Origin of the sequence: Pantoea sp. PSNIH1, from assembly GCF_007680655.1 — a bacterium.
Taxonomy (GTDB): domain Bacteria; phylum Pseudomonadota; class Gammaproteobacteria; order Enterobacterales; family Enterobacteriaceae; genus Pantoea; species Pantoea eucrina.
In genome coordinates this window covers 1-21,903 of the sequence record NZ_VEIP01000014.1, presented here as the reverse complement: position 1 = coordinate 21,903, position 21,903 = coordinate 1, and the positions used below count along the sequence as shown (strand labels likewise).

Genomic DNA, 21,903 nt, shown 5'->3' with positions numbered 1-21,903 from the left:
GTTAAGGCCGGAGGGATAAGTCCGGGAATTCGCGAGGACGGCGCGGGGCGCGGATTGCTAAGGGGCGCGCCCACCCGGCCCTTAGCCCGTCCGCGTGCGGAAATGCCGCTGAAACTGCCAGAAGCCTGGCGGGCGGAACCCCTCCGGTGCCGCGCGCTGCTTAGCGCCCAGCCCCGCGCTGCTCAGCGCCCAGCCCCCGCGCTGCTCAGCGCACAACTCCCGCGCTGCTCAGCGCACAACTCCCGCGCTGCTCAGCGCACAACTCCCGCGCTGCCCAGCGCACAACTCCCGCGCTGCTAAGCGCCACTCCCGCTAAGCCACTCCCGCACGGGGAGAAAATCCGTATAAAGCTGCGCTTCCGGTGAGCCGGGCTCGGGCTGATAGTCATATTCCCAGCGCACCAGCGGCGGCATCGACATCAGAATTGACTCGGTTCTGCCGCCAGTCTGCAGACCAAACAGCGTGCCGCGGTCCCACACCAGATTAAACTCAACGTAACGCCCGCGGCGGTAGAGCTGGAACTGGCGCTCGCGATCGCCCCACGGCAGTGCTTTACGGCGTGCAACAATCGGCAGATAGGCCTGCAGATAGCCGCGGCCGACCGCCTGCATAAAGTCAAAGCAGCGGTCAAAGTCTGGCGTGTTCAGATCGTCATAAAACAGACCGCCGATACCGCGCTGCTCATTGCGATGCTTCAGGTGGAAATAGTCATCACACCATTTTTTATAGCGCGGATAGACATCCTCGCCAAACGGCTCGCAAAGATTGGCTGCGGTCTGATGCCAGTGCATGGCATCCTCGGTAAAACCGTAGTAGGGCGTCAGATCAAACCCGCCGCCGAACCACCAGACCGGATCGGCACCGGGTTTTTCAGCGATGAAAAAGCGCACGTTAGCGTGGCTGGTCGGCACATAGGGGTTTTCCGGATGGACTACCAGTGAAACGCCCATCGCCTCAAAACTGCGTCCGGCAAGCTCCGGACGATGCGCGGTGGCTGAAGCGGGCATCTGGTCGCCATGCACATGGGAAAAGTTGACCCCGGCCTGCTCAAATACCGTGCCGTTACGCAGAACCCGGCTGCGTCCGCCACCGCCACCGGGACGCTGCCAGCTATCTTCGGCAAACGTTGCGCCGCCATCCGCTGCGGCCAGTTGATTGCAGATCTCATCCTGCAGCGTCAGCAAAAACGCCTTAACGCGTGAAATATCGGGATTGCTCATGCGTCACTCTCTCTGTAAATGTGCCGTAAGCTTACCACAGCCCGGGATCACGCCTGGCGACGATCGTATGCGGCAAAATAGTTAACAATTCCGCTGGCAATGGCGGTGGCGATCTTATGGCGAAAGGCGGGAGTGCCCAGCAGCTGCTCTTCATGCGGATTGGTAATAAACGAGGTTTCAACCAGCACGGAGGGAATAGAGGGCGACTTCAGCACGGCAAAGGCGGCCTGCTCGGTATGCTGACTGTGCAGATGATGCACCGGGCGGATCTGATCCAGGACGTGCTTGCCCAGCGTCAGGCTGTTGCGAATCGTATCGGTCTGCACCAGATCAAACAGAATCTCATTCAGATAGTGATCTTTCTGCTGTACGGCGGCGCCGCCTGCTTTATCTGCATCGTTTTCACGCTGCGACAGATAGCGTGCCATTGCGCTGCTGGCGCCGCGATTGGAGAGGGCAAATACCGAGGCGCCGTTGGCATCCGGGCTGGTAAAGCCGTCAGCGTGAACCGACATAAACAGGCTCGCGCCGTGCTGATGTGCAATCTCCACCCGCTGATAGAGAGGGATAAAGTGGTCACTGTCGCGCGTCAGTCGCACCTCAATATGCGGATGTGACTGCAGCAGCGTGCGCACGGTATTGGCAATCTCCAGAACAATATGCTTCTCCTCCGCGCCTTCCTGTCCCACCGCGCCGGAGTCGATACCGCCATGACCGGGATCGATCATCACAATTCGCTTACCGCTGGCAGCAGGTTTCGGTGCGGCATGACGCGCCGCCGCTGTGATCTCTGCCCGTGTCTCCTTCGCCTGAATTGCGCGCGGCGAAAGCACCGCCAGCGCCAGTCCCGAAAGGATCAGCTGGCGGCGGTTAGTCAGGCGTGAAAGCAGTGAAATCTTTTTCATTTACAGGTCCCTGGCGGAGAAATAAGCCCAGTGTTATAACGTAACCGCCGCAGCACGGCGACCCCGCAACCATTTCAGCGTATTACTTTGTATTGCACGGTGCTAACCGGGATTTAGCCGCTTTTTTCTGCCATTGCGGAGCAGGAGGGTTGCGCCACGCAAAGAATGCGTGATAATCAGCGAATTATGCCGATCAGCAGGATACGTCGATGGAAATTCGCTCTTTCCGCCAGGAAGATTTTGATGAAGTAATCACGCTCTGGGAGCGTTGCGATCTGTTACGCCCGTGGAACGACCCGGAGCTGGATATCGAACGCAAAATGAATCATGACCCGGAACTGTTTCTGGTCGCTGAAGTGGGCGGCGAAGTGGTCGGCACGCTGATGGGCGGCTACGACGGTCATCGCGGCTCAGCCTACTATCTGGCTGTGCATCCGGACTATCAGGGGCGCGGCTTTGCCAATGCGCTGATGAACCGGCTGGAGAAAAAGCTGATTGCCCGCGGCTGCCCGAAAATTCATCTTATGGTGCGGGAAGAGAACGATCAGGTCGTCGCATTTTATGAAAAGCTCGACTATGAACCCGTGGAGGCGCTGCTGCTGGGCAAGCGGCTGATTGAAGATCGCGAATATTGATTGATCCGGCCGGCTAAACTTTTTGCCATCGCGTGACTCCAAGAGGCACGCAATAAAGTTGAAACCATGGAGTTAGCATGAAAGCTGTACGTTTTGCGGCGCTGGCGGCGGCGCTGGCCGTGTCAGGCTGCGCCACTACCGGGCAGGCACCGGCTGAGCATGAGAGCCACTGGTATAATCCGCTGACTTACCACTGGGCCGCGCTCAACCCGCTAAGCTGGTTTGGCGGTTCTCTGCAGGTAACTGAGCAGGGTGTGGCGGGTCTCAATGGCAGCACCCTGATGAGTGAATCGTCTATTTCGCAGGCGCTGAATAATGATTACCAGCTGCGGCAGGGTATGCGCAGCGAACAGGGCGAGGTGGCTGAGTTCTGGCAGGCGCTGCAGGATGGTAAGGTGAAGCTGATCATCAGCGGTAAACCCACCGTTGAACGGATCGAGGTGCTGGATGCGGCAGCGGAGAGCAGCAGCGGCAGTAAAATCGGTGACCGCTTCAGCGATACGTTCACTAAAGCCTTCAACAACTGCAAAATGGTCGCAGGCCTCGATGCGCACGACGTTGAGTGCCAGGCGCCGGGCAGTCAGCATATCTTCTATGTCTACAGCGGCAAATGGCACGGCCCGGCGGGTCTGATGCCTTCAGATGACACGCTGAAAAGCTGGACGATCAGTAAAATTGTCTGGCAGCGCTAACCCTGCCGGGGGCCGCTTTCAGGCGGCCCACACCCGCCTGCGTATATTTCTGAAAACCTGCTTTTCTCTGCCGATCGCTTATGCCTTTTTCGACTTTTAAATCCCCAAAAGATATATAAAACCGTTACTGCTTTCCGGGAAGTTATAAATACACTGACAGCATCTACTGGTCCAGGCTGGATTTCTATTTATCAGGGTGCTGCATGACACTTCCGGTTTTGAAAACATGGCTCAGCGGCGTGGCGCTGTCACTGTCGCTGGCAGCGGCGGCGCAGGCAACGGAGCTGCTGAACAGCTCGTATGATGTGTCACGCGAACTTTTTGTGGCACTCAACGCACCCTTTGAACAGCAGTGGGATGCGGCACACCCTGGCGATAAACTCACGATTAAGCAGTCTCACGCCGGCTCGTCCAAACAGGCGCTGGCTATCCTGCAGGGGCTGCGGGCAGATGTCGTTACCTACAACCAGGTCACTGATGTGCAGGTGCTGCATGATAAAGGCAACCTGATTGCCGCTGACTGGCAAAGTCGTCTGCCAAATAACAGCTCGCCGTTCTACTCCACCATGGCGTTTCTGGTGCGCAAAGGTAATCCAAAGCAGATCCATGACTGGGCCGATCTGGCGCGCGACAACGTAAAGCTGATTTTCCCGAATCCGAAAACCTCCGGCAACGGCCGCTATACCTATCTTGCCGCCTGGGGCGCAGCGGAAAAAGCTGACGGTCAGGATCGCGCAAAAACTGAAGCCTATATGCAGAAGTTTTTGAAGAACGTTGAGGTGTTTGATACCGGCGGGCGCGGCGCGACCACCACGTTTGCTGAACGCGGTCTGGGTGACGTCCTGATTAGCTTTGAGTCAGAAGTAAACAATATCCGCAATCAGTATGGCAAAGATGATTACGAAGTGATTGTGCCGCGCAACAACATCCTGGCGGAGTTCCCGGTTGCCTGGGTAGATAAGAATGTGGCGCATAACAACACCGCTGACGCAGCTAAAGCGTATCTGAACTATCTCTACACCCCAGCGGCTCAGGCGATTATCACCCGTTACTACTACCGCGTGAACAATCCACAGCTGATGGCAGAGCAGAAGGATCGCTTCCCGCAGACCACACTGTTTAACGTCAATGAGGCGTTTGGCGGCTGGGAGCAGGTAATGAAAACGCATTTCGTCAGCGGCGGTGAGCTGGATAAATTACTGGCAGCGGGGCGCGGCTGATGTTTGCTACAGCACAAAAACGCGTCCTGCCAGGTTTCGGCCTGAGCCTCGGCACCAGCCTGCTGTTTACCTGCCTGATTCTGCTGCTGCCTATCAGCGCGCTGCTGATGCAGCTGTCGCAGATGACGCTGGCGCAGTACTGGGCGGTGATCTCCAGTCCGCAGCTGGTAGCGGCTTATAAAGTAACGCTGCTGTCAGCCGGCGTCGCGTCGCTGTTCAACGCGGTGTTTGGCATGCTGATGGCGTGGATCCTGACCCGTTATCGTTTTCCGGGGCGTACGCTGCTGGATGGCCTGATGGATCTGCCGTTTGCCCTGCCCACAGCGGTAGCGGGGCTGACGCTGGCCGGACTCTTTTCCGTTAACGGCTGGTATGGTCAGTGGCTGGCGCATTTTGATATCAAAGTCTCTTATACCTGGATTGGTATCGCAGTAGCGATGGCCTTTACCAGCATTCCGTTTGTGGTGCGTACCGTTCAGCCGGTACTGGAAGAGCTGGGCCCGGAATATGAGGAAGCGGCGGAAACGCTGGGTGCCACGCCGTGGCAAAGCTTCCGGCGCGTGGTGCTGCCTGAGGTGGCTCCGGCGCTGCTGGCCGGAACGGCGCTCTCGTTTACCCGCAGCCTCGGGGAGTTTGGTGCGGTGATCTTTATCGCCGGCAACATCGCCTGGAAAACGGAAGTGACGTCACTGATGATTTTTGTTCGTCTGCAGGAGTTTGATTATCCGGCCGCCAGCGCTATCGCCTCGGTGATCCTTGCCGCCTCGCTGCTGCTGCTGTTTGCCATTAATACGCTGCAGAGCCGCTTTGGCCGTCGCCTGGGAGGTCACTAATGGCGGAGATTTCACACCTCAATCGCGCTGAGCGTGAGCCTTTTAACTGGGGCAAATGGCTGCTGATTGGCACCGGCGCACTGATATCGATACTGCTGCTGGTAGTGCCGATGATCTCTATCTTCTGGGAGGCGCTGGCGCAGGGCGCAGGCCAGGCGTTCAGCAACCTGCAGGATGGCGACATGCTGCACGCGATCTGGCTGACGGTGCTGGTTGCGCTCATTACCGTTCCGGTAAACCTGGTGTTTGGCACGCTGCTGGCGTGGCTGGTCACCCGCTTTACCTTTCCGGGACGGCAGCTGCTGCTGACGCTGTTTGATATTCCGTTTGCGGTATCACCGGTGGTGGCGGGCCTGATGTATCTGCTGTTCTGGGGCGTTAACGGCCCGGCGGGCGGCTGGCTCGATGCCCACAATATTCAGATTATGTTTGCCTGGCCCGGCATGGTGCTGGCGACCGTATTTGTCACCTGTCCGTTTGTGGTGCGTGAGCTGGTACCGGTAATGCTGAGTCAGGGGAGTAACGAAGATGAAGCTGCGGTGCTGCTTGGCGCATCGGGCTGGCAGATGTTTCGCCGCGTAACGCTGCCCAACATTCGCTGGGCGCTGCTCTACGGCGTGGTATTGACCAACGCGCGCGCCATCGGTGAGTTTGGTGCGGTGTCGGTGGTGTCAGGATCGATTCGCGGTGAGACCTATACGTTACCGCTTCAGGTTGAATTACTGCATCAGGATTACAACACCGTGGGCGCATTCACTGCCGCCGCGCTGCTGACCCTGATGGCAATTGTAACGCTGTTTCTGAAAAGCGTGGTGCAGTGGCGATTAGAGCATCAGCAGAAGCGCCAACAGGAGGAAAATCATGAGCATTGAGATCAAACAAATTAATAAAGCCTTTGGCCGCACCCCGGTGCTGAATGATATCTCTCTGGATATTCCTTCCGGCGAAATGGTGGCGCTGCTGGGCCCTTCCGGCTCGGGCAAAACCACGCTGCTGCGTATTATCGCCGGGCTGGAGCATCAGAACAGCGGACAGATCTACTTTCATGGCAAAGATGTCAGCCGCATTCACGCCCGCGATCGCCAGGTGGGATTTGTTTTCCAGCACTATGCGTTGTTCCGCCATATGACGGTGTTTGACAATATCGCCTTTGGCCTGACGGTGCTGCCGCGCCGCGAGCGCCCTTCAGCCGCTGAGATCAAACAGCGCGTCACGCGCCTGCTGGAGATGGTACAGCTGGCGCACCTGGCAAACCGCTTTCCGGCCCAGCTCTCTGGCGGACAGAAGCAGCGCGTGGCGCTGGCGCGTGCGCTGGCGGTAGAGCCACAGATCCTGCTGCTGGATGAGCCGTTCGGCGCACTCGATGCGCAGGTGCGTAAAGAGCTGCGCCGCTGGCTGCGTCAGCTGCATGAAGAGCTGAAATTTACCAGCGTGTTTGTTACGCACGACCAGGAAGAGGCGATGGAAGTCGCGGACAGCGTGGTCGTAATGAGCCAGGGGAACATTGAACAGACAGGTTCCCCGGATGAAGTATGGCGCGAACCCGCTACCCGCTTTGTGCTGGAGTTCCTGGGCGAGGTCAATCGCTTTGAGGGCGAAGTACACGGCTCACAGTTCCACGTTGCCGCCCATCACTGGCCGCTGGGCTATACGCCAGCGCATCAGGGTCGCGTTGAACTCTTCCTGCGCCCGTGGGAAGTGGACGTGTCGCGGCAGAGCAGCCTGGAGACGCCGCTGCCGGTGCAGGTGCTGGAAGTGAGCCCGCGCGGACACTTCTGGCAGCTGGTTGTCGAGGCCGCTGGCTGGCACGCTGAGCCGTTTACCCTGGTCTTCGAAGGTGAGCAGGCGGCCCCGGTACGCGGTGAGCGTCTGTTTGTGGGGCTGCAGCAGGCCCGCCTCTATCAGGGGAATACCCCGCTGCGCCCGGTTGCCTTTGCCGAGAGCGCCTGATATTTTGACATCTCTTTCGGGCGGGACTTTCCCGCCCGTTTTTATTGCCTCTCTTGCGCCTGGAAAACGATCGTGACCACTCTGGAAAATACCATCGGCAATACGCCGCTGATCAGGCTGCGACGCCTGTCGCCCGATAATGGCAGCGAAGTCTGGCTGAAGCTGGAGGGGAATAACCCGGCCGGCTCAGTGAAAGATCGCGCGGCCTGGTCGATGATTCATCAGGCTGAGCTGCGCGGTGAAATCAGGCCCGGCGACAGGCTGATTGAAGCCACCAGCGGCAACACCGGTATTGCGCTGGCGATGATCGCCGCGCTCAAAGGGTACAGGCTGCGGCTGCTGATGCCGGAGAACATGAGTCAGGAGCGGCAGGATGCGATGCGCGCTTACGGGGCCGAGCTGGTGCTGGTTACGCGTGAACAGGGCATGGAAGGCGCACGCGATCTGGCGCAGGCGATGGCCGATCGCGGCGAAGGCCGGGTGCTCGATCAGTTTAACAATCCCGATAATCCGCTGGGCCACTATCTCACCACTGCTCCGGAAATCTGGCAGCAGACCGGCGGGCGTCTGACGCACTTTGTCTCCAGTATGGGCACCACCGGTACCATCAGCGGCGTGGGCCGTTTCCTGAAAGAGCACGCGCCGGCGGTCAAAGTGATTGGCCTGCAGCCGCAGGAAGGCAGCGCCATACCCGGTATTCGTCGCTGGCCTGAAGCCTATCTGCCTGGCATCTGGCGCCCTGAGGTGGTAGACGAGATCATGGATATGGGGCAGCAGGAAGCGGAAGAGACGATGCGTGCGCTGGCGCAGCGTGAAGGGCTGTTCTGCGGCGTGAGCTCCGGCGGCGCCGTGGCGGGGGCGCTGCGCATCGCCCGGGCGCAGCCCGGCAGCGTGATAGTGGCGATCGTCTGCGATCGCGGCGATCGTTATCTCTCCACCGGTGTTTTTCACTGACAGCATCTGCCCGGTCAGCCTGCTGCGCTGACCGGCTTGCCGCTTCTGTATCCGCGCATCTGACTGTAAGGATCGCGTAAATCCTGCTGCGTTTCTCCCGCAATCGGCACAAAATAGCACCACTTTAGCTGAGAGAAACCGATGAAAATCCTGCTTGTTGATGATGACGCTGAGCTGGGCACCATGCTCAGCCAGTACCTGCTTGCTGAAGGCTTTGAAACGCAGCTTGCCCTGACCGGCAGCGCCGGGATTGAGGGGGCACTGTCAGGCAGCTACAGCGCCATGATCCTGGATATCATGCTGCCTGACATGAGCGGCACCGACGTGCTGCGTCAGGTGCGCCAGAACAGCCGCCTGCCGGTGATCATGCTGACGGCAAAAGGCGACAATATTGATCGCGTGATCGGGCTGGAGATGGGCGCGGATGATTATGTCCCGAAACCCTGCTATCCGCGCGAGCTGGTGGCGCGCCTGCGTGCGGTTTTGCGCCGCGTGGAGGAGTTGCCGGCGGTGGCGGATAAAAAGGAGCCGCTCTGCCTGGGTGACCTGACGCTCAACCCGGCGACCCGCGTTACCGCATGGCAGGGCAGGGCGCTGGAGCTGACCGCGTCAGAATTTAACCTGCTGCAGCTGCTGCTGCGGGCGCCTGAGCGGGTGGTAACCAAAGATGAACTCTCTGAGCAGGGGCTGGGACGGTCGCGGGAAGCTTACGATCGCAGCGTTGATGTCCATATCAGCAATATCCGGCAGAAACTGGCGGCGCTGACAGCTGAGAGCGTGACGATTGAAACCGTGCGCAGTATTGGCTATCGCGTCCGATGAAGCGCAGCTATCGCGGGCGCATGTTCTGGAAAATCCTGCTGGGTTTCTGGCTGGTATTTCTGATTATCAGCCAGCTGCTCTGGCTCGGCTTTGCGCTGTCGGGCAGCCGGCATGAGCCGCCCGACATTGCCGCTGTACGGCGCATTGTGAATCTGCAGATGGCCTCCGCTGTCTCCGTTCTTGAGCGCGGCGGTCCGGCTGCGCTTGACGACATGATGGCTGACTGGTCTGCGGAAGATCGTCAGTTTTTCTCGGTGCTGCCCCAGCGTGCGACGGCGCCGCGCGCCGCCGGCAGGACGCAGCCAGCGTTTGGCGCGCCGTTTCACGGCCCCATTCCTGACGTGATAGTGCGCCAGGTAACAGACGCAGACGGCAACGGCTGGGAGCTGCGTTATGACGTCAGGGCGTTGCGGCGCGACAGCACCTTAGGCGAGCGCCCGCGCCGCATTCTGAATATTCCGCAACCGATGTTTATCTTCGCCGGTGCGCTGGGGCTGCTCTTCAGCCTGCTGCTCGCCTGGAATCTTACGCGCCCGATGCGCCAGCTGCGCGAAGGATTCGCCCGCGTAGCCAGTGGCGATCTCTCGGTGCGGCTCTGGCCGCTGATGCGCCGTCGTCACGATGAACTCTCCAGCGTGGCGCACGATTTTGATGCCATGGTAGAGCGGCTCGATACGCTGATTAACGCCCGCGAGGCGCTGCTGCACGATATCTCTCACGAGCTGCGTTCACCGCTGGCACGCCTGCAGCTGGCAACCGGGCTGGCGCGTCAGACGCCGGCAACGGTCGCGGTATCGCTTAACCGCATTGATGAGGAAGCGCGTCGCCTCGACAAGATGATTGGCGAGCTGCTGACGCTGTCACGCGTCAGTCACGAAAGCCTGCCGGGAGAAGATTACTTTGATCTTCTCGGGCTGCTGGAGGTGGTTATAACCGATCTGCGCTATGAAGCGCAGCTGACTGGCGTGCTGGTGGAGTTTACCGCCGATGAGACGGCTGACTATACGGTGCGCGGTAACGCCGAGCTGATCCGGCGCGGCGCAGAGAATGTATTGCGAAATTCGCTGCGTTTTTCGCAGCAGGGGCAGGTGATCCGGGTAGATCTGCACGCGGAAGCCGCCTGGCTGACGATCTGCATCCGCGATAGCGGACCCGGCGTCGATCACAGCAAACTCTCCAGTATCTTCGATCCCTTTGTGCGGGTAAACACGCCGCTGGCCGGAAAAGGTTACGGCCTCGGGCTATCTATCGTCCGTAAGGTGATGCTGGCTCATCATGGCGAAGTTCAGGCGCAGAATATGCCGGAAGGTGGTCTTGAGGTGATTCTCAGGCTCCCGCACTGGCGCAAAGCGTAGCGAAAACAAAAACGGCACCCATCGGGTGCCGTTTTCAGAGAGTGCTAACGTCCGTTATTTTTTGATACGAATAACCGGCGTTTCGCCAACAGTTACCTGACCGGAAAGCTTGGTCAGATCTTTGATCTCATCCATATTCGAGATCACAACCGGTGTCAGCGTGGATTTCGCTTTCTCTTCCAGCAGCGGCAGATCGAACTCGATCACAACGTCGCCTTTTTTCACTTTCTGACCTTCTTCGGCGATACGTTTAAAGCCTTCACCTTTCAGCTCTACCGTATCGATACCGAAGTGGACAAACAGCTCAATGCCGTTGTCTGATTCAATGGAAAACGCGTGGTTAGTTTCGAAAATCTTGCCGATAGTACCATCAACCGGTGCAACCATTTTGTTGCCAGTCGGTTTGATTGCGATACCATCGCCCACGATTTTCTCAGCAAACACGACATCAGGTACGTCTTCAATATTGACAATTTCGCCTGACAGAGGCGCAACGATATCGATAGTCCCTGACGCGCTCTCTGATTTTTCGCCAAAAAGTTTAGAAAACAAACCCATGATCTTCTCCTAAGCAGTATTTTGGGGCCAGCATCACGTGGATCAGCAGAGCGTTTTTTCTTTAATGAACTTGTTGACCAGATTCATCAAATCTTCCGCTGTGGGTTGAGCCAGAGCCTGCTCTGCCAGAGCCTTAGCATCTTCGTAATTGGTATTACGAATGATTTTCTTAATGCTCGGGATCGAAATGGCACTCATGCTGAATTCGTCCAGCCCCATTCCCAGTAACAGTAGTGTAGCACGTTCATCACCCGCCAGCTCACCACACATGCCGGTCCATTTCCCTTCGGCATGTGATGCGTCGATCACTTGCTTAATGAGGCCAAGTACAGATGGCGTCATTGGGTTATAGAGGTGTGAAATCAAATCATTACCACGATCGACCGCCAGAGTATACTGCGTCAGGTCATTTGTCCCAATACTAAAGAAGTCGACTTCTTTCGCCAGATGACGGGCGATAACGGCTGAAGCCGGGGTTTCCACCATGATGCCCACTTCAATGGACTCATCAAAGGCTTTGCCCTCTTCACGCAGCTGCGCTTTCAGGGTCTCCAGCTCCGCTTTCAGGAAGCGTACTTCTTCCACCGAAATAATCATCGGGAACATGATACGCAGCTTGCCAAAAGAGGAGGCGCGCAGAATGGCGCGCAGCTGGGCATGCAGGATCTCTTTACGATCCATTGCGATACGAATTGCACGCCAGCCGAGGAACGGGTTCTCTTCTTTCGGGAGGTTCATGTAAGGCAGATCTTTATCGCCGCCGATATCCATCGTGCGCACGATAACCGCCTGAGAACCTACGGCCTCTGCGACGGCTTTATAGGCCTGGAACTGCTCCTCTTCTGAAGGCAGCGAATCACGGTCCATAAACAGGAATTCGGTACGATAGAGGCCCACGCCTTCTGCACCATTACGCTCTGCACCCGCCACGTCGCGAACGGTACCGATGTTGGCGCAGACTTCAACCTGATGACCATCCAGCGTAATGGCAGGCAGATCTTTCAGCTTGGCCAGCTCATGTTTCTCAGAAAGGTACTGAGTCTGAATCGCTTTCAGCTCTTCCTGTTCCGCTTCAGTCGGATTGACATAAATTTTGTTGTTTACGCCATCCAGAATCAGAAAATCACCGTTTTTAACGGTGGTGGTCACGCTACCGGTGCCGACAATCGCAGGCAGTTCCAGCGAGCGCGCCATGATTGAGGTGTGCGAGGTGCGTCCACCCAGATCGGTGATAAAGCCCAGCACCTTTTTCAGGTTAAGCTGCGCAGTCTCTGATGGAGTCAGATCTTTTGCGACCAGAATCGCTTCTTCAGCAATAGAGCCGAGATCGACCATATGCAGGCCAAGAATGTTCTGCAGCAGGCGCTTACCGATATCACGTACGTCAGCTGCGCGCTCTTTCAGATACTCATCATCGAGCTCTTCCAGCGCTTTAGCCTGGCCTTCAACCACAGAGTGAGCCGCAGCGTCAGCGGTGACATGATCTTTTTTAATCAGGTCAATGATTTCCTGCTCAAGCTCTTCGTCTTCCAGCAGCATGATGTGACCTTCAAAGATCGCCGCTTTCTCTTCACCGAAGGTTTCACCGGCTTTGACGCAGATCGCCTGAAGCTGTTCTGCTGCTTTGCTACGTCCATCAAGGAAGCGCTGAACTTCCTGATCAACCTGGTCGTCTGTAATCTTTTTACGGTTGATGACGATCTCATCTTCTTTCAGCAGCAGTGCTTTGCCGAAAGCGATACCCGGTGATGCTAAAATGCCTGAAATCATAACCCTACCTTTTTATCACGATGGCTCGTTGACCCGATGCATTGCCATTGTCGTGGAGCAGTACTCTAGTGAAGCGATATCGCGGACAGGTTGTCCGCGATCAAGATAGTTGCACTCAATGGGGCAAAGGAGTCGATTTGGTGGTGACCGCGCGAATTTACTCGAGCTCGGCCATCAGCTTAACCAGATGTTCAACCGCCTGCTGCTCATCTTCACCTTCAGCAGAGAGCGTGACAACGGTTCCCTGGGTCAGACCCAGCGTCTGCAGCTTAAACAGGCTTTTTGCGCTGGCAGATTTGCCGTTGGAAGTCACTGTGATTTCTGACTGGAACGCCTTAGCTTCTTTGACGAACTGTGCAGCAGGACGCGTGTGCAGACCGTTTGGTGCGGTAATGGTAACTTCTTGCTGGAACATGCTATTTCCCCAACTTTTTCAGGTTTGGTGTTATGGATCTAAAGTCTAGCCTGGAGCCGTAACTTTAGCCTGTGTAGGTGCGCTGGTATGGCATCATGCTGACCAGAAAAGGGCGCTCTGATGAATAAGCCATCTTTGCAATGACGGATCAACAACTGCGTTTGTTCGTCACCGGGTTAATTATGCCGTGATTCGCCATTTCGCCAAATCAGTAAATCGATTCAGCTTGATCCACTTCAAGGGCAGATTAATTTCAGGCACCGAAATAATTGGCAGCTTAAATACCAGAGCGGCATCACTGAAATCAATCTGCCCGGTGATGAAAGTGAGATCTGCGCCACAAAAAAGCACCCGGAGGGGTGCTTTTTTCGACACTTTAAGACTTTGACGATTACTGCTGCAGCTCTTTTTCCGTGAACAGATCGGCAAACAGTGCGGTGCTGAGATAGCGTTCGCCGGAAGAGGGCAGAATCACCACAATATTCTTATTTGCGAAGGCTTCATCTTCCTGCAGCTTCAGCGCAGCAGCCACCGCCGCACCCGATGAGATGCCGGCAAGAATACCTTCTTCTTCCATCAGCTGACGCGCCGTGCTGATCGCTTCATCATTGGTGATGGCAATAACCCGATCGACCAGCTGCAGATCAAGGTTACCGGGAATGAAGCCTGCACCGATGCCCTGAATTTTGTGCGGACCCGGTTTGATCTCTTCACCCGCCATCGCCTGTGCGATAACCGGCGAATCGGTAGGTTCTACCGCCACGGTAATTAGCTCTTTTTTGCCTTTGGTATTCTTGATATAGCGACTTACGCCGGTCAGCGTGCCGCCGGTTCCTACACCGGCAATAAAGACATCGACTTCGCCGTCGGTATCTTCCCAGATTTCCGGCCCGGTGGTTTTTTCATGAATCTCCGGGTTAGCCGGGTTGCTGAACTGCTGCAGCAGAACATACTTATCCGGATCGCTGGCAACAATCTCTTCCGCTTTGGCGATGGCACCTTTCATGCCTTTTGGCCCTTCGGTCAGCACCAGATTGGCACCCAGCGCTTTCAGCAGCTTACGACGCTCAATTGACATCGTCTCTGGCATGGTCAGCGTTAGCTTGTAGCCGCGTGCAGCGGCGACGTATGCCAGGGCGATACCCGTGTTACCGCTGGTCGGCTCAACCAGTTCTACGCCAGGCTTCAGAATTCCGCGTTTTTCTGCATCCCAAATCATATTGGCACCGATACGGCACTTGATGCTGAAGCTCGGGTTACGCGACTCGACCTTCGCCAGAATACGTCCGTTACCGATGCGGTTCAGTCGAACCAGCGGCGTATGACCAATTGTCAGCGAGTTGTCTTCGTAGATCTTACTCATTGCCCGTCCTTAACTGTATGAAATATTGGGAACCCTTTGAGGATACCTGTTCTGTCTCCGCGCGGAAGGAAAGAAATAGTATATCTATATAGCCCCTGACCATAAGCCGTGCGGAAAAAAGCATAAGCCTGGATTACTGCGGTTAATGACGAGCTAAATCAGCACGATAGCGATCGACCCACATCGCGGTCGCCCCGCATACGGCCACCGGCATAATCACCAGATTCAGAATGGGTATCATGGTAAACAGGCTGACCATCGCGCCAAACTGCATATTGGCGACTTTATGCCGCCGCAGGGCAGTGCGCATATGCGGAAAGCTGACCTTATGGTTGTCAAACGGATAGTCGCAGTACTGGACAGAAAGCATCCATGCGCTGAACAGAAACCACAATACCGGCGCCACTATCTGACCAAAGCCAGGGATAAAATAGAGCAGCAGCAGGCCCAGCGCACGCGGCAGGTAGTAACCCAGCTTCTGCAGTTCACGTTTCATAATGCGCGGCAGATCTTTAAGCAGGCCCATCCAGCCGCTGTCAGGCAGCGGCCTGCCGGTGAGTTGTCCCTCCAGCTGTTCAGCCAGCAGGCCGCAAAAGGGAGCGGCAATCAGGTTGGCGAGCGTGGAAAAAAAATAGCCAAACACCAGCACGATTGAAATCACCGAGAGCGGCCAGATGAGATAGCTCAGCCACTGCAGCCAGTCGGGCACGTGTGAAAGCAGCTGAGGGATCCACTCTCCCAGCCGCCGGAACAGCCAGTAAAACGCGCCGCCGAGCAGCAGCACATTCACCAGCAGCGGCACAATGACATAGCGGCGTATCCCCCGCATATGCACCAGGTTCCAGCCGCGGGCAAAGTAGTGAAGACCATTAAATGATGAGACTGAATTCTCTGCGGGCATAACAAGCCTTTCTCCTGTAAGTAGCAGCATCAACATCATACCCTGGCTTTTCCCGGTGAGCTGGCCTGCTTTGTGCGAAAAAACAGCGAAAAAGCGTCGGCTGGCTATCTTATTTGTCAGAAAATAGTGCGCAGACTTGCACTTGTGTAGCAGGGCAAATACAGTTAGAGGATAAAGTTTGCCGTGGTGGCAAGGTATTGGAACAACAGAGAATACAATGATGCAGGATTTGCGTCTGATATTAATCGTTGTTGGCGCGATCGCCATAATAGCGCTGCTTCTTCACGGACTGTGGACCAGTCGTAAAGAGCGTTCGTCCGTATTTCGCGATCGCCCGCACAAACGTCTCAAACAGCGCGATGATGCGGATGACGATCTGCTGAGTGATGAAGAGGATGGCGTCGGTGAAGTGCGCGTCCATCGTCAGCATGACGACAGTGATGAACCTGTGTTCACCGCGCCGCCAGCCAAACCGGCCGCGCCGCGAGCGCCGGAGCCGGCACGCCAGCCTTTCACACAGCATGAAACCCCGCTGACGGGCGATCCGCTGCTGGACAGCAAGCCTGCGCCTGCGCACTCCGCGCCGCAGCAGCCTGTTTCTCCGCCGCCTGTGCAGCAGCCTGCTGCGCCGCAGCCGGTTGCGAAACCGCAGCCTGCGCCGGTACAGTCCGATCCGCTGCTGGATAACGAACCTCTTCCAACGGCACAGCCCGCTCCGGAATTCAGCGCTGCACCTGAGCCTGAAGCCGTACCTGAGCGTGAAGCGACGCCAGCCCCGCAGGAACCGCAGCCTGCAGCGCCTGGCAGTAAAAAAGAGACGGTACTGGTTCTGCACGTTGCCGCTCATGCAGGCGGTGCGCTCAACGGTGAAGCGCTGCTGCAGGGCGTGTTACAGGCGGGCTTCCAGTTTGGCGAGATGAACATTTTTCACCGCCATCTGAGTCCGGCCGGCAGCGGCCCTGTTCTGTTCAGTCTTGCTAACATGGTGAAGCCGGGTTCCTTCAACCCTGACACCATGGGCGACTTCACGACACCTGGCGTCTCAATGTTTATGATGGTGCCATCCTACGGCGACGCGCATCAGAACTTTAAGCTGATGCTGCAGTCAGCCCAGCGTATTGCCGATGACGTCGGCGGCGTGGTGCTGGATGACGAGCGTCGCATGATGACGCCGCAGAAGCTTGAGACTTACAAAGCCCGCATTCGCGAGGTGGTTGGCGGCTAACCGCTACGGCAGTATTACATGTTTACGCCCGCCATTTGCAGCGTGAAACAGAGTCACTCTCAACCCCCGCCAGCCGGGGGTTTTTTATCGGATAAACACTATGAAATCAGTTCAGGAGCAGATCGCAGCGCTCAGTACCACGCTGCGTCATCATGAGTATCTCTACCACGTGATGGATGCGCCGGAAGTCCCGGATGCTGAATATGACCGGCTGATGAATCAGCTGCGCGAGCTGGAGCGTGCGCATCCCGATCTGATTACCCCCGACTCACCTACGCAGCGGGTCGGCGCGGCGCCGCTGACCGCTTTTGAGCAGGTGCGGCATGAAGTGCCGATGCTGTCGCTGGATAACACCTTTGATGAGGCAGGGTTCCGCGCCTTTAACAAACGCGTACAGGATCGGCTTAAGAGCAGCGATGAGCTGACCTACTGCTGTGAACTCAAACTTGATGGTCTGGCGGTCAGCCTGCTGTATGAAAACGGCTTACTGGTGCGGGCCGCTACCCGCGGCGACGGCACAACCGGCGAAAATATCACCGCTAACGTGCGCACCGTCCGGGCGATCCCGCTGCGGCTGCGGGGCGATAATATCCCGGCGCGGCTGGAAGTGCGCGGTGAAGTGTTTATGACTGAAAGCGGGTTTGAAAAGCTCAATGAGGAAGCGCGGCGTACCGGTGGCAAAGTCTTTGCGAATCCGCGCAATGCGGCAGCCGGCTCACTGCGTCAGCTCGATCCCCGCATCACCGCCAGACGCCCGCTAACCTTCTTCTGCTACGGTTTTGGCCTGCTGGAGGGCGGCGAGATCCCGGCCAGCCACTGGGAACGCCTGCAGCAGTTTAAAGCCTGGGGTTTACCGGTCAGTGAGCGGATAAAACGGGTTCATACCGCTGATGAAGCGCTGGCGTTTTATCATCATATTGAGCAGGAGCGGCCTGAACTCGGGTTTGATATCGACGGCGTGGTAATCAAAGTCGATTCACAGGCGCTGCAGGAGCGGCTCGGTTTTGTGGCGCGCGCGCCGCGCTGGGCGATCGCCTTCAAATTCCCGGCACAGGAGCAGCTGACCGTGGTGCGCGACGTTGAGTTTCAGGTCGGACGCACCGGAGCCATTACGCCAGTAGCGCGTCTCGAACCCGTGCAGGTCGCAGGCGTCATGGTAAGTAATGCCACTCTGCATAACGCCGATGAGATCGCCCGTCTCGGCCTGCGCATCGGCGACCGGGTAGCGATTCGCCGCGCTGGCGACGTGATCCCGCAGGTGGTCAGCGTGGTAGAGTCTGACCGGCCGGCTGACGCGCGTGAAATTGTGTTTCCGCAGCACTGCCCGGTGTGTGGCTCTGACGTGGAGCGGGTAGAGGGTGAAGCGGTAACGCGCTGTACCGGAGGGCTGATCTGCGGTGCCCAGCGTAAAGAGGCGCTTAAGCATTTTGTCTCGCGTCGCGCCATGGATGTGGATGGCATGGGAGATAAAATCATCGATCAGCTGGTTGAGAAAGAGTATGTGAAAACGCCAGCCGATCTGTTTCGCCTGACGGCCGGTAAACTGACCGGACTGGATCGCATGGGGCCGAAATCGGCACAAAACGTGGTGGCCGCACTCGAAAAAGCTAAACTGACGACGCTGCCGCGGTTCCTGTATGCGCTGGGGATCCGCGAGGTGGGTGAAGCCACGGCAGCTAACCTCGCCCGTCACTTTGGCGAGCTGGAGCGGGTGATGAATGCCGATCTCGATGCGCTGATTGCCGTGCCGGATGTGGGTAAGGTTGTTGCCGCTCACGTCCGCAATTTTATGGAAGAAGAGAGCAACCGTGAGGTGATCCGCGAGCTGACAGAAGAGATCGGCATTCACTGGCCTGCCGTCGCGGTGATCAAAGCAGAAGAGATCGACAGTCCCTTTGCCGGTAAAACGGTGGTGCTTACCGGCTCTCTGTCGCAGATGAATCGCGATGATGCGAAAGCGCGTCTTGCCGCGCTGGGCGCTAAAGTCAGCGGCAGCGTATCAAAGAAAACCGATCTGCTGATCGCCGGCGAAGCGGCGGGCTCCAAGCTGGCGAAGGCCCAGGAGCTGGGTATTCCGGTTATTGACGAAGCGGAGATGATCCGCCTGCTGGACGCATAATATGGAGAAACAGCAGCTGCTGGCTATCGCCAGCACGGTGATGCCGTTTGGTAAATATCAGGGCCGGCTGCTGATCGATCTGCCGGAAGAGTACCTGCTCTGGTTTGCGCGCAAAAATGCGTTTCCGGCGGGTACGCTGGGCGAGCTGATGCAGCTGACGCTGGCGATTAAAATAGAGGGGCTGCAGGGGCTGATCGCACCGCTCAGGCGCCCCCCGCAATAAAAAAGCCCGCTTGCGCGGGCCGTTTTTTATGACTTCTGCACCTCTGGCTGCTGCGCCAGCCGCTTTTCATTACCTGCTTTATAGCGCTGAGCAATGAACGAGCAGATCATCAGCTGTACCTGATGAAAGATCATCAGCGGCAGCACAATAATGCCTACCGCACTGGCCGGGAAAAGAATATTAGCCATCGGCACGCCGTTCGCCAGGCTCTTTTTCGAACCGCAGAACAGCACCACAATCTCATCAGCCCGGCTGAAACCAAACAGCCGTGAGGCACCAATATTGATTGTCAGCGCAATCAGCAGCAGCAGCAGGCTGCCTGCCAGAATCCACAGCAGGGTATCGACGCCCACGCGATGCCAGATGCCATTTACCACCGCTTCACTAAAGGCTGAATAGACAACCAGCAGAATCGAGGTTTGATCGGTTTTGCCAATCAGGCTGCGATGCTTTTCCACCCAGCCGCCGATCCAGCGGCGGGAGAGATGACCGACAACAAACGGCACCAGCAGCTGCATCACAATCTTACCAATCTGCTCCAGGCCGTTACCCGGCGCCGCACTGTGCACGTTCATTACCAGATTGACCAGCAGAGGGGAAATAAACACGCCCAGCAGGCTGGAGGCGGACGCAGCGCAGACCGCCGCCGCAACATTCCCGCCTGCCATAGAGGTAAAGGCGATAGAGGATTGTACGGTGGCAGGCAGAATGCAGAGGTAGAGGAAGCCGGTATAGATTTCAGGCCCGACGTTAACCGGGTGCCACCAGACCAGCAGCAGCCCGAGCGCCGGAAAAATCACAAACGTGCTGCACATAATCCACAGATGCAGACGCCAGTGGCTGCTGCCGGCAATAATCTTCTCGCGCGACAGTTTGGCACCGTGCATAAAGAAGAGCAGGGCGATAGCGGCAGTGGTGAGGTATTCAAAAAAGTCGACAAAACCGCCGCGTGCCGGCAGAAAGCTGGCCAGCAGTACGGTAATGATGAGTTTGATCATCATTGGATCGAGTCGTAAAAAGCCCATTGTTAACGTCCGGTTAAAAGAAAAAGTCTGGCAGAGATTGTGCGCTAAGCGCGTTTAGAAATAAAATTGATTTATTGCATTAATCTATGAGCAGAATCGATGAATTATACGTTACGCCAGCTGCGTACTTTTGTTGCTGTTGCCCGACAGGGAAGCTTTAGCCAGGCGGGGCAGCTGATAGGGTTAAGCCAGTCGGCGGTAAGCCATAGCGTGAAAGAGCTGGAGGCGGAAATAGGCGTGCGCCTGCTGGACCGCACGACGCGTGAAGTATTACTCACCGGGGCAGGGCAGCAGCTGGCAACCCGGCTGACGCGCCTGCTGGAAGAGCTGAATACCACGCTGCTGGATGTGCGCAGTTACGGCGAGCAGCGCAGCGGGACCGTACGGGTTGCGGCCAGTCAGACGCCCTCTGCGCATCTGATGCCGCAATGTCTGGCCAGCACGCAGCAGCACTATCCCGATATCCGCGTGATCCTGCACGACAGGGTGCAGCAGGCCGTGTTGCACAGCGTGCGTAATGCGGAAGTTGATTTCGGGATTGTGATTGGCCCGCTGGGTGACGCAGAGTTTGACGCCGAAGAGATCCTGCAGGAGCCTTTCCTGCTGCTCTGTCACCAGAATGATGCGCTGGCGCAAACCGAGAGCGTTACCTGGGCGATGCTGACAGATCGCAATATGGTACTGCAGGACTACGCCTCAGGCAGCCGGATGCTGGTGGACGCGATACTGCAGCAGCTCGCTGTCAGGGTGAATGTGGTACAGGAGATTGGTCATCCGGCGACCCTCTATCCGATGGTGGAAGCGGGCATCGGCATCAGCATTTTACCGGCGCTGGCGCTGCCGCTGCCTTCGGGACGTAAGCTGGTGGTACGCCGGCTTTATCCGGAGATGAACCGCAGTCTGATGCTGATCAAACGTAAAAACCGTTCGCTTACGCCCGCTGCGGAGGCGGTCTGGCAGGAAGTGCGTCAGCAGGCTGAGCTGCTGACGCAGACTCGCTCACTCTATCCGGCGTTTTAGATATAGACGTCGAGCTGGTTGTCTGGCGTTGGCCGGTTAATGCCATCCGCCCGGGCGCTCACCAGCTGTTCAGTCTGCTGCTGCTGTTCTGCCTTTTCCGCTTCGCGCTGCTGAATCTGAGCAATCTGTGCATAGAGCATCTGGATCTGGCTCTCCAGCATCTGCTGCTGTTCTGATTTTTGCTCCTGCGTCAGCGTATGATTGTCCGCCAGAGATTTGAGCTGGCTGGTAATAGCGGCGATCTGTTTATTAATAGCGGCAATCTCAGAGGCTGCCCCGCCTCCGCTGCTGCCCCCGGCCCCGATAGTGCTGATACCTGATATTGTCGTCATCATTTTCTCCTTGCCATAAACTCTGAAGGTTATCGGCAGCAGAAGTAAAGGCTTCAGGCGTGCAACCTGGAATGTTGAGGGCCGCGCTGATTTCAGGGCCGCATAAATGCGACCCCTACAGGTGCGAGCAGAGCGGCTTATTTGTAGGGGCGGTATTAACGCCGCCCAAAAGAAACAAAAAAAGCGCCCATAGGGCGCTTTTTTCTGAATTTGGTGGGTCGTGCAGGATTCGAACCTGCGACCAATTGATTAAAAGTCAACTGCTCTACCAACTGAGCTAACGACCCGAAGTGGTGGGTGATGACGGGTTCGAACCGCCGACCCCCTCCTTGTAAGGGAGATGCTCTACCAACTGAGCTAATCACC

At 57.0% G+C, this 21,903-nt stretch carries 23 protein-coding genes and 1 tRNA gene; 13 read left to right on the top strand and 11 right to left on the bottom strand.

Annotated features, from left to right (window positions below; translation table 11 throughout):
• Positions 1-296: 296 nt before the first annotated feature.
• On the bottom strand, positions 297-1,220 hold the full coding sequence (gene hemF / locus FS690_RS18075) for an oxygen-dependent coproporphyrinogen oxidase (protein WP_039379477.1): 924 nt from the start codon (positions 1,218-1,220) through the stop codon (positions 297-299).
• A gap of 47 nt (positions 1,221-1,267) precedes the next feature.
• Positions 1,268-2,125 (bottom strand): N-acetylmuramoyl-L-alanine amidase AmiA, encoded by an 858-nt coding sequence (gene amiA, locus FS690_RS18070; protein WP_145340209.1) that lies wholly within the window; start codon positions 2,123-2,125, stop codon positions 1,268-1,270.
• A 209-nt stretch (positions 2,126-2,334) separates the two neighbouring features.
• Here amiA and FS690_RS18065 point away from each other — a divergent pair, with 209 nt between their 5' ends.
• From FS690_RS18065 to FS690_RS18025, 9 genes are all read left to right on the top strand, one after another.
• Entirely contained in the window at positions 2,335-2,760 is a 426-nt protein-coding gene (locus tag FS690_RS18065) for a GNAT family acetyltransferase (RefSeq protein ID WP_039379472.1), read from the top strand.
• A gap of 77 nt (positions 2,761-2,837) precedes the next feature.
• On the top strand, positions 2,838-3,452 hold the full coding sequence (locus FS690_RS18060) for an RpoE-regulated lipoprotein (RefSeq protein WP_108569464.1): 615 nt from the start codon (positions 2,838-2,840) through the stop codon (positions 3,450-3,452).
• 203 nt (positions 3,453-3,655) lie between these two features.
• On the top strand, positions 3,656-4,672 hold the full coding sequence (locus FS690_RS18055) for a sulfate ABC transporter substrate-binding protein (protein ID WP_039379467.1): 1,017 nt from the start codon (positions 3,656-3,658) through the stop codon (positions 4,670-4,672).
• Positions 4,672-5,505: a sulfate/thiosulfate ABC transporter permease CysT gene (cysT, locus tag FS690_RS18050; protein ID WP_039379465.1), complete on the top strand. Its 834-nt coding sequence runs from the start codon at positions 4,672-4,674 to the stop codon at positions 5,503-5,505. The genes FS690_RS18055 and cysT overlap by 1 nt, the downstream gene beginning before the upstream one ends.
• Positions 5,505-6,377: a sulfate/thiosulfate ABC transporter permease CysW gene (cysW, locus tag FS690_RS18045; RefSeq protein WP_104085263.1), complete on the top strand. Its 873-nt coding sequence runs from the start codon at positions 5,505-5,507 to the stop codon at positions 6,375-6,377. Before cysT ends, cysW begins: the two co-directional genes overlap by 1 nt.
• On the top strand, positions 6,367-7,455 hold the full coding sequence (gene cysA / locus FS690_RS18040) for a sulfate/thiosulfate ABC transporter ATP-binding protein CysA (RefSeq protein WP_108569466.1): 1,089 nt from the start codon (positions 6,367-6,369) through the stop codon (positions 7,453-7,455). Before cysW ends, cysA begins: the two co-directional genes overlap by 11 nt.
• A gap of 72 nt (positions 7,456-7,527) precedes the next feature.
• Positions 7,528-8,409, top strand: a complete 882-nt coding sequence (gene cysM, locus FS690_RS18035) for a cysteine synthase CysM (protein ID WP_145340207.1) — start codon at positions 7,528-7,530, stop codon at positions 8,407-8,409.
• A gap of 141 nt (positions 8,410-8,550) precedes the next feature.
• The gene (locus tag FS690_RS18030; protein WP_108569467.1) at positions 8,551-9,231 is read left to right on the top strand and encodes a response regulator transcription factor; all 681 of its coding nucleotides are present in this window, start codon (positions 8,551-8,553) and stop codon (positions 9,229-9,231) included.
• On the top strand, positions 9,228-10,586 hold the full coding sequence (locus FS690_RS18025) for an ATP-binding protein (protein WP_145340205.1): 1,359 nt from the start codon (positions 9,228-9,230) through the stop codon (positions 10,584-10,586). The genes FS690_RS18030 and FS690_RS18025 overlap by 4 nt, the downstream gene beginning before the upstream one ends.
• A 54-nt stretch (positions 10,587-10,640) precedes the next feature.
• Here FS690_RS18025 and crr read toward each other — a convergent pair whose 3' ends face one another.
• From crr to cysZ, 6 genes are all read right to left on the bottom strand, one after another.
• On the bottom strand, positions 10,641-11,144 hold the full coding sequence (gene crr / locus FS690_RS18020; RefSeq protein ID WP_039379452.1) for a PTS glucose transporter subunit IIA: 504 nt from the start codon (positions 11,142-11,144) through the stop codon (positions 10,641-10,643).
• A gap of 42 nt (positions 11,145-11,186) precedes the next feature.
• The gene (ptsI, locus tag FS690_RS18015) at positions 11,187-12,914 is read right to left on the bottom strand and encodes a phosphoenolpyruvate-protein phosphotransferase PtsI (protein WP_039379450.1); all 1,728 of its coding nucleotides are present in this window, start codon (positions 12,912-12,914) and stop codon (positions 11,187-11,189) included.
• 157 nt (positions 12,915-13,071) lie between these two features.
• Positions 13,072-13,329: a phosphocarrier protein Hpr gene (gene ptsH / locus FS690_RS18010; protein ID WP_007889063.1), complete on the bottom strand. Its 258-nt coding sequence runs from the start codon at positions 13,327-13,329 to the stop codon at positions 13,072-13,074.
• 180 nt (positions 13,330-13,509) lie between these two features.
• Positions 13,510-13,704, bottom strand: a complete 195-nt coding sequence (locus tag FS690_RS18005; protein ID WP_039379447.1) for a hypothetical protein — start codon at positions 13,702-13,704, stop codon at positions 13,510-13,512.
• A 16-nt stretch (positions 13,705-13,720) separates the two neighbouring features.
• Positions 13,721-14,692 (bottom strand): cysteine synthase A, encoded by a 972-nt coding sequence (gene cysK, locus FS690_RS18000; protein WP_039379445.1) that lies wholly within the window; start codon positions 14,690-14,692, stop codon positions 13,721-13,723.
• 142 nt (positions 14,693-14,834) lie between these two features.
• A complete protein-coding gene (gene cysZ / locus FS690_RS17995) occupies positions 14,835-15,593 on the bottom strand; it encodes a sulfate transporter CysZ (protein ID WP_039379442.1) in 759 nt (252 codons plus the stop codon).
• A 217-nt stretch (positions 15,594-15,810) separates the two neighbouring features.
• Here cysZ and zipA point away from each other — a divergent pair, with 217 nt between their 5' ends.
• The 3 genes from zipA to FS690_RS17980 all read left to right on the top strand — a co-directional run bounded on the left by zipA (position 15,811) and on the right by FS690_RS17980 (position 19,160).
• Entirely contained in the window at positions 15,811-16,818 is a 1,008-nt protein-coding gene (gene zipA / locus FS690_RS17990) for a cell division protein ZipA (RefSeq protein ID WP_145340203.1), read from the top strand.
• 100 nt (positions 16,819-16,918) lie between these two features.
• Positions 16,919-18,937, top strand: a complete 2,019-nt coding sequence (gene ligA / locus FS690_RS17985) for an NAD-dependent DNA ligase LigA (protein WP_145340201.1) — start codon at positions 16,919-16,921, stop codon at positions 18,935-18,937.
• Between the two features lies 1 nt (position 18,938).
• The gene (locus FS690_RS17980) at positions 18,939-19,160 is read left to right on the top strand and encodes a DUF3820 family protein (RefSeq protein WP_071668082.1); all 222 of its coding nucleotides are present in this window, start codon (positions 18,939-18,941) and stop codon (positions 19,158-19,160) included.
• 26 nt (positions 19,161-19,186) lie between these two features.
• On the opposite strand, the gene FS690_RS17975 is transcribed toward FS690_RS17980, so the two are convergent.
• A complete protein-coding gene (locus tag FS690_RS17975) occupies positions 19,187-20,185 on the bottom strand; it encodes a bile acid:sodium symporter family protein (RefSeq protein ID WP_145340199.1) in 999 nt (332 codons plus the stop codon).
• A 99-nt stretch (positions 20,186-20,284) separates the two neighbouring features.
• Here FS690_RS17975 and FS690_RS17970 point away from each other — a divergent pair, with 99 nt between their 5' ends.
• A complete protein-coding gene (locus tag FS690_RS17970) occupies positions 20,285-21,205 on the top strand; it encodes a LysR family transcriptional regulator (protein WP_071668080.1) in 921 nt (306 codons plus the stop codon).
• On the opposite strand, the gene FS690_RS17965 is transcribed toward FS690_RS17970, so the two are convergent.
• Entirely contained in the window at positions 21,202-21,537 is a 336-nt protein-coding gene (locus tag FS690_RS17965) for a FlxA-like family protein (RefSeq protein ID WP_145340197.1), read from the bottom strand. The two genes, FS690_RS17970 and FS690_RS17965, sit on opposite strands and share 4 nt — an antisense overlap.
• Positions 21,538-21,748: 211 nt before the next feature.
• Positions 21,749-21,824, bottom strand: a tRNA-Lys gene (locus FS690_RS17960).
• Between the last annotated feature and the right edge of the window lie 79 nt (positions 21,825-21,903).

Bases quoted from the DNA above. Each gene is read 5' to 3' on its own strand.
- cysA (WP_108569466.1), top strand. From the start codon at position 6,367: ATGAGCATTGAGATCAAACAAATTAATAAAGCCTTTGGCCGCACCCCG.
- FS690_RS18065 (WP_039379472.1), top strand. From the start codon at position 2,335: ATGGAAATTCGCTCTTTCCGCCAGGAAGATTTTGATGAAGTAATCACG.
- FS690_RS17965 (WP_145340197.1), bottom strand. From the start codon at position 21,537: ATGACGACAATATCAGGTATCAGCACTATCGGGGCCGGGGGCAGCAGC.
- FS690_RS18060 (WP_108569464.1), top strand. From the start codon at position 2,838: ATGAAAGCTGTACGTTTTGCGGCGCTGGCGGCGGCGCTGGCCGTGTCA.
- FS690_RS17970 (WP_071668080.1), top strand. From the start codon at position 20,285: ATGAATTATACGTTACGCCAGCTGCGTACTTTTGTTGCTGTTGCCCGA.
- FS690_RS18030 (WP_108569467.1), top strand. From the start codon at position 8,551: ATGAAAATCCTGCTTGTTGATGATGACGCTGAGCTGGGCACCATGCTC.
- cysW (WP_104085263.1), top strand. From the start codon at position 5,505: ATGGCGGAGATTTCACACCTCAATCGCGCTGAGCGTGAGCCTTTTAAC.
- ligA (WP_145340201.1), top strand. From the start codon at position 16,919: ATGAAATCAGTTCAGGAGCAGATCGCAGCGCTCAGTACCACGCTGCGT.
- ptsH (WP_007889063.1), bottom strand. From the start codon at position 13,329: ATGTTCCAGCAAGAAGTTACCATTACCGCACCAAACGGTCTGCACACG.
- cysT (WP_039379465.1), top strand. From the start codon at position 4,672: ATGTTTGCTACAGCACAAAAACGCGTCCTGCCAGGTTTCGGCCTGAGC.
- FS690_RS18025 (WP_145340205.1), top strand. From the start codon at position 9,228: ATGAAGCGCAGCTATCGCGGGCGCATGTTCTGGAAAATCCTGCTGGGT.
- cysZ (WP_039379442.1), bottom strand. From the start codon at position 15,593: ATGCCCGCAGAGAATTCAGTCTCATCATTTAATGGTCTTCACTACTTT.
- FS690_RS18055 (WP_039379467.1), top strand. From the start codon at position 3,656: ATGACACTTCCGGTTTTGAAAACATGGCTCAGCGGCGTGGCGCTGTCA.
- cysK (WP_039379445.1), bottom strand. From the start codon at position 14,692: ATGAGTAAGATCTACGAAGACAACTCGCTGACAATTGGTCATACGCCG.
- hemF (WP_039379477.1), bottom strand. From the start codon at position 1,220: ATGAGCAATCCCGATATTTCACGCGTTAAGGCGTTTTTGCTGACGCTG.
- zipA (WP_145340203.1), top strand. From the start codon at position 15,811: ATGATGCAGGATTTGCGTCTGATATTAATCGTTGTTGGCGCGATCGCC.
- crr (WP_039379452.1), bottom strand. From the start codon at position 11,144: ATGGGTTTGTTTTCTAAACTTTTTGGCGAAAAATCAGAGAGCGCGTCA.
- ptsI (WP_039379450.1), bottom strand. From the start codon at position 12,914: ATGATTTCAGGCATTTTAGCATCACCGGGTATCGCTTTCGGCAAAGCA.
- FS690_RS17975 (WP_145340199.1), bottom strand. From the start codon at position 20,185: ATGGGCTTTTTACGACTCGATCCAATGATGATCAAACTCATCATTACC.
- amiA (WP_145340209.1), bottom strand. From the start codon at position 2,125: ATGAAAAAGATTTCACTGCTTTCACGCCTGACTAACCGCCGCCAGCTG.
- FS690_RS17980 (WP_071668082.1), top strand. From the start codon at position 18,939: ATGGAGAAACAGCAGCTGCTGGCTATCGCCAGCACGGTGATGCCGTTT.